The sequence below is a fragment of the Pseudomonas sp. FW305-E2 genome (assembly GCF_058782925.1).
This window is the reverse complement of record NZ_JBYSYE010000053.1, coordinates 21,008-27,085: the sequence shown is the minus strand read 5'-3', so window position 1 is coordinate 27,085 and position 6,078 is coordinate 21,008. Positions and strand designations below refer to the sequence as shown.

Sequence of the window (6,078 nt, the reverse complement as noted above, 5' to 3'; positions counted from 1 at the left end):
CCTCCCGCCCGCCCGCAAGCGGGCCAAAGCAAGGGCCAGGGCCACCTGCGCATCATCGCCGGCGAGTGGCGCAGCCGCCGCCTGGCGGTGCCGGAAGGCGAAGGCCTGCGGCCAACGCCTGACCGCGTACGGGAAACCGTATTCAACTGGCTGGCACCCTACATCGAGGGCGCCCGCGTGCTGGACGCCTTCACCGGCAGCGGTGCCTTGGTGCTCGAAGCCCTGTCCCGTGGGGCCGAGGATGCCGTGGCGCTGGACAGCAACCCTGCGGCCATCGCCAACCTGAAGAACAACCTCGAAATCCTGCGCTGTCCTCGCGGGCAAATTCTGCAAACCGACGCCCTGCGCTACCTGCAAGGCCCGGCCAAGCAGCAGTTCGATGTCGTGTTTCTCGACCCGCCGTTCCACCAGGACTTACTGGCCAACACCTGCAACATGCTGGAGCAGCATCAGTGGTTGAGCGAGCAGGCATGGGTCTACACAGAAAGCGAAGCGGCACCCTCGACCTTGCAGCTGCCAGGCAACTGGCGCCTGCACCGCGAGAAGAAGACCGGCCAGGTGCACTACGCGCTCTGGCAGCGGGGCTGATTACCCGCGGGTTGTGTGTACTTAGTTACCGCACCCCATCTGCGCCATGGTTGAAGCTGCTCCTTCATTTCCTGAAGGAGCAGTTCAACCATGGCCGAACACCCCTCCCCGCCGCTAATGGCAGGCTCGAAAGGTTCTTTTACCCTCGCCAACGGCCTGCACGTCTGCCTGCGTGAAGACCACCGTGCGCCACTGGTCAGCGTGCAGCTGTGGTACCACGTAGGCTCCAGCTACGAACCTGAAGGCCACACCGGCCTGTCCCATGCCTTGGAGCATCTACTGTTCGAGGGCAGCAGCAAGCTGGCGCCTGGCCAGTACTCAACCCTCATGACCCGCTTGGGCGGCGACCCGAATGCATTCACCTATGCGGATGCCACGGTATTTCCGCTCACCTTGCCAACCCGCCACCTGGAAATTGCCCTGGAGGCCATGGCTGATGTCATGGCCAGTGCCACCCTCGGCGATACGCCCTTTGCTCGGGAACTGGCAGTGGTCATGGCTGAGCGGCGCGAGGCAGTGGACAACAATCCTTGGGCATTGGCACTGGAGCATCACGACTTGCTGGCTTACGGCAATAGTGGCCATGGCACGCCTGTCATTGGCCACCTGTCAGATCTGGAGAGCCTCACTCCAGCCGCAGCGCGTACCTGGTACCAGACCTGGTATCACCCCAACAATGCCACCCTCGCCGTGGCCGGCGACATCAGCCTGCTACAACTGCAAACCTTGGTGACGCGCCACTTTGCGGCGATCCCCGCCCATCGCTTGCCGATGCAGCCCTTACCCACGGGGCCCTCCTCCCACGGCCGGCGTTTTCAGACGCTGCGCCTGCCAGGCTTGCACAACGGCGCGATCATAAGCTTCAAACTACCCAGCCAGCGTACCGCGCAGTCTGCCAGGCAGGCCTACGCACTGCGTCTACTTCCCGATCTGCTTGCCAACGGCTACAGCAGCATCCTCCAGCGCAGGCTGCTGCTGGACGAACCCATCCTGCAATACATGAAAGCGACCTATGAACCCTGGCAGCGCGGTGACAGCCTGCTGACCCTTTACGCGCTCTGCAGCCCGCACGTAACCCCGGAGACCGCGGCCGAGCGGCTGATGCAGGAAATCGAAGCGTTTCGCCAATCAGCGCCAGCCAAGGAACACCTGCAACGTGCCAAGGCTCGTCTGCTGGCCAGGCTGATTTTCGAACGGGACGACATTGCCGAACAGGCCCAAACCATGGGTAAACAGGCCGCCTGTGGCTTGCCGGTTATTTCGCTCGAGGAAGAACAACAGGCCATCGAGACCGTGACAGCCGAGCAGGTAGGCCTGGCTGCCTATGAATTCCTCACCGATTCCCGTGCAGCCTTCACGTTCACGCACCACAAGGAAAGCGCTCATGACTGACTCAACGACCCCGCAACAGCCTGCCGGAGCCAACAACCTTTACGGCGGGCTGCTCTCTGCCCAGGGACTTGACCTGGACCAGTTCGAAACCATCCATACACAGGTTCAAGCGTGGAAGACGACTGCGGGCACGGACGTCAAATTCGTTGAAGCACGGGAACTGCCAATCGTTGACGTGATACTACGGTTCAAGGCCGGCACTACGCAGGACACTCTGTACCCTGGCCTGGCAGCCTTGACGCTCTCCATGCTCGATGAGGGTAGCCAGGCCTACACGGCTGCCCAGCAGGCTGAGCACCTGGAGCGTCTGGGCGCGGTCATGGAAAAACAAGTACGTCTGGAACATGCGACGCTGCGCCTGCGCAGCCTTAGCCCTCCTTCTTTGCTCGACCCGGCCTTGGCGCTGCTTACCGACCTCGTGGCCCACCCTGTCTTCCACCCAATGGCCCTGACCAAGATCAAGCGCCAGTTGCTGCAAAACCATGCATCGCGCGAGCGGCTACCCATTTTCAGAGCACGTAGCGAAGTCTTCCGCCACCTGTTCAACGGGCATCCTTACGGCAACCCTCTGGGCAGCACCGCTCAAGGTATCGAGGCCATTACCCCTGAGGACTTGCGGTCATTCCACCAACGCGCCTACTGCGCCAGCAACCTTGAGATGGTCGTGGTAGGCGACCTTTCCCTTGCACAAGCCCAAGCCATCTCACAGCAGATCAGCCAGGCCCTGCCGCAAGGCTGGTCGGCCACCGAACTGCCGGCAGCCCCATCGGCCCCCAGCGCGACGATAGCCGTCGAACAGGCCGGTGCCAGCAGTGCGGTCCTGCTGGCACTGCCCATGAACGTACCCGCCAACGATCCGGAGTTTCTGGCCCTGACCTTGGCAAGTGCTGTTCTGGGAGAGGGCCTCGAGTCGCGCTTGATGGTGGAGTTGCGCCAACGACGCGGCCTGACCTACGGCGTGCACACGCATGTATTGCCATTGAGTGCAGGCGGCCTGTTCACCGTGGAATGGGAGGTTGCGCCCCAGCATGTGCAGGGCTCGCAGGCACTGGTAGAAACCCTGCTGCAGGCGTTCATCGACCAAGGGCCCACCCAGCTGGAGCTGCAACTGGCACGCAAACAGCTGGAAGGGCAGTTGCTGCGAGGGATCGCGCAGAACAGGCAACTGGCAACACTGCTGACGGAAGTAACCCATCAGCGGCAACCTGCCGATCATCTCGACACGTACAGCGCCCGTATTGCCGAACTTACCCCGGCAGATGTCCGAGCCGTCATGCAGCGCCGGCTGGCCCTGAGCCGCAAGGTACTTGTCAGTGTCGGACCAGGCGTTCAGCAACAGCCGCTGCCAGCCCCCGACCAATAGCGCAGGTACTGTGGCGCTGTTTCGTGGCAAGCTAGCAAGGCACATCATGAGCCACCCAGCATGCCCAGCCACAACGCCACATTCCGTCCGGCCATCGGCCTGTCCAATCCCCACCTGCAGACCCTGTGGGGGCCACTCTGGCGCAAGCTGCCTGAGCTGCAGCGTGAACGCGAGCGACTGTGGCTGGCCGACGGCGACTTCATCGATCTGGACTGGCATGGCCCGCACCAACCCCATGCGCCACTGGTACTGGTGCTGCATGGGCTGACCGGCTCGTCTCACTCGCCTTACGTGAAAGGCTTGCAGCAAGCGCTGCAAGGTCGCGGCTGGGCCAGTGTGGCAGTGAACTGGCGGGGTTGTTCAGGCGAGCCCAACCTGTTGCCGCGCAGTTACCATTCCGGCGCCAGCGAAGACCTGGCGGAAATTGTCAGCCATCTTCGCGCCCAGCGCCCGCTGGCGCCGCTGTATGCAGTGGGTTATTCGCTGGGTGGCAATGTATTGTTGAAATACCTGGGTGAGAGCGGCGTCGCCAGCCAACTGGAGGCAGCGGCTGCAGTTTCGGTGCCGTTTCGCCTGGACCACTGCGCCGACCGTATCGGCCAAGGGTTCTCCAAGGTGTATCAGGCGCATTTCATGCGCGAGATGCTGGCGTATGTTCAGCTCAAGCAGCGGCACTTCCACGACCAAGGCCAGCATGAACAGCTGGCGACACTGGAGCGCCTGGGCCAACTCACCAACTTGCGCACATTCTGGGACTTCGACGGTAAAGTCACTGCACCGCTCAATGGCTTTCGCGATGCGCACGACTACTATCGTCGCTCATCCAGCCACTTCTTCCTCGGCCAGAACCGCACGCCAACGCTGATCATCCATTCCAGCGATGACCCCTTCGTGTCCAGCCACAGCCTGCCGACGACCCGTGAACTGTCACCACAAACCCGCTTCGAACTGCATGACCGCGGTGGGCATGTGGGCTTTGTCGATGGCAGCCTGCGAAATCCGGGGTACTACCTGGAACGACGGATTCCGCAGTGGCTGGTGGACGGTAGCTAGCGCTCGAATGCGTAAAGGCTGCACGTCCCCTGTGGGAGCGGGCATGCCCACGTACACCGACATTGCCGGTGCCAACCACCGCGGGGGCCCGCTCCTACAGGGGCTCAACCCGGTCTGCTTACTCGCCGGTGGCCACAGCATGCTGCGGGTTGTTGATCCACTCGCTCCACGACCCCGCATACAGCTTGCCCAGCGGGTACCCCGCCAGGGCCATTGCAAACAGGTTATGGCAAGCGGTTACCCCAGACCCGCAATAAGACACCAACTGCTCCGGCGCTCGTCCACCCAGCTTTTCGGCAAAACGCTGCTTTAGCTGATCCGCCGGCAAAAAACGCCCGTCAGCCCCCAGGTTGTCGGTAAACGCCGCGCACTGGGCCCCGGGAATATGCCCTGCCACCGGGTCGATAGGCTCCACTTCACCGCGAAAACGCGGCAAGGCACGCGCATCGATCAAGGTCAGGTCTGCACTACCAAGGCGCTTGCCCAGATGGTCGGCATCGATCAGCAGCTTCGCGTCAGGTTCCCCACTGAAAGTGCCCTCACGTTTGGGCGGCGGGTCCAGGCTCAACGGCAGGTGCGCCGCGTGCCAGGCCTTCAGGCCACCGTCCAGAATCGCCACACCGCTGCGCTTGCCCAGCCAGACCAGCAGCCACCAGGCGCGGGCGGCAAAGGCGCCGGGGCCGTCGTCATACAGCACCACCTCGCTGTCATTGTCCAGGCCCCACTCTCGCAGGCGCTCGACCAGCCGCTGGGCATCGGGCAGCGGGTGGCGCCCGGTGCGCCCCTTGCTCACCGGCCCGCTGAGATCCCGGTCCAGGTCGGCAAAATGCGCCCCCTCAATATGCCCCTGGGCATAGCTGCGCTGGCCATAGTCCACATCCTCGAGGGCAAAGCGGCAGTCGAGGATCACCAACTTGGGCGAGCCCAGACGCTCGGCCAACTGCTGCGGGGTGATCAATTGCGCAAGGGGCATGACAATCTCCTGATCGATGGCACAAGAGCCCTGGGCTAGTGCTCCAGGGCCTGGTTGAACGGTACATGGAATTCCTGACACAGCGCGTCCACGGCAGGACGGGCATTGTCGGTGACGAAACCGAGCTCCAGCACCAACACCTGATAGACGCCGCGCTTGAAGGCTTCTTCACCCAAGTGCGCGGAATGTTCACGCGTGGTGCTGAGAAAACGTACCCATGATGTCAGCACGATCCAGGCATTGATGGTCAGCGATTCGATCTGCGCCGGCACCATGGCCAGGATCCCTGCCTCGACGAAGCCGCGGTAGATCGCCTGGCCCTGGCGCAGGCAGCGTTCGGAAAAACGCCGGTAACGGGCGGCCAGTTCGGCATCGCTGTCCAGCAGATGTTCCAGGTCACGGTGCAAGAAGCGGTAGTTCCACATCGCCGCCAGCAAGGCCTTGAGGTAGAAGCGCTTGTCTTCCACGGTTGCCGCGCGGCCCTGCGGCGGGCGCAGAAAGCTGTCCACCAGCGCTTCGTACTGGCTGAACAACAGGGCAATGATCGCCTGCTTGTTGGGGAAGTGGTAATACAGGTTGCCGGGCGAGATTTCCATGTGCGCGGCAATGTGGTTGGTACTGACGCTGCGTTCGCCCTGCTGGTTGAACAGCTCCAGGCTGTTCTGCACGATGCGCTCTCGGGTCTTCATGCGCGGGGCCATGCTCAGCT

At 62.7% G+C, this 6,078-nt stretch carries 6 protein-coding genes; 4 read left to right on the top strand and 2 right to left on the bottom strand.

From position 1 onward, the window contains the following. The 4 genes from rsmD to AC3WLP_RS25090 form a co-directional block, all read left to right on the top strand. Positions 1 to 588, top strand: a 588-nt coding sequence (rsmD, locus tag AC3WLP_RS25105) for a 16S rRNA (guanine(966)-N(2))-methyltransferase RsmD (protein WP_103340292.1), incomplete at its 5' end; no start/stop codon positions are given. Positions 589 to 678: 90 nt separating this feature from the next. Then, on the top strand, positions 679 to 1,980 hold the full coding sequence (locus tag AC3WLP_RS25100) for a M16 family metallopeptidase (protein WP_088512581.1): 1,302 nt from the start codon (positions 679 to 681) through the stop codon (positions 1,978 to 1,980). Beyond that, positions 1,973 to 3,343 (top strand): M16 family metallopeptidase, encoded by a 1,371-nt coding sequence (locus AC3WLP_RS25095; protein ID WP_088512582.1) that lies wholly within the window; start codon positions 1,973 to 1,975, stop codon positions 3,341 to 3,343. The genes AC3WLP_RS25100 and AC3WLP_RS25095 overlap by 8 nt, the downstream gene beginning before the upstream one ends. Positions 3,344 to 3,403: 60 nt before the next feature. Further along, complete coding sequence (locus tag AC3WLP_RS25090) at positions 3,404 to 4,396, top strand: hydrolase (RefSeq protein ID WP_012053970.1); 993 nt, start codon at positions 3,404 to 3,406, stop codon at positions 4,394 to 4,396. A gap of 118 nt (positions 4,397 to 4,514) precedes the next feature. Here AC3WLP_RS25090 and AC3WLP_RS25085 read toward each other — a convergent pair whose 3' ends face one another. Together AC3WLP_RS25085 and AC3WLP_RS25080 are read right to left on the bottom strand one after the other, a co-directional pair. Next, positions 4,515 to 5,369: a sulfurtransferase gene (locus AC3WLP_RS25085; RefSeq protein ID WP_012053971.1), complete on the bottom strand. Its 855-nt coding sequence runs from the start codon at positions 5,367 to 5,369 to the stop codon at positions 4,515 to 4,517. Between the two features lie 35 nt (positions 5,370 to 5,404). After that, positions 5,405 to 6,070, bottom strand: coding sequence for a TetR/AcrR family transcriptional regulator (locus AC3WLP_RS25080; protein WP_003249070.1), 666 nt, complete (start codon positions 6,068 to 6,070; stop codon positions 5,405 to 5,407). Between the last annotated feature and the right edge of the window lie 8 nt (positions 6,071 to 6,078).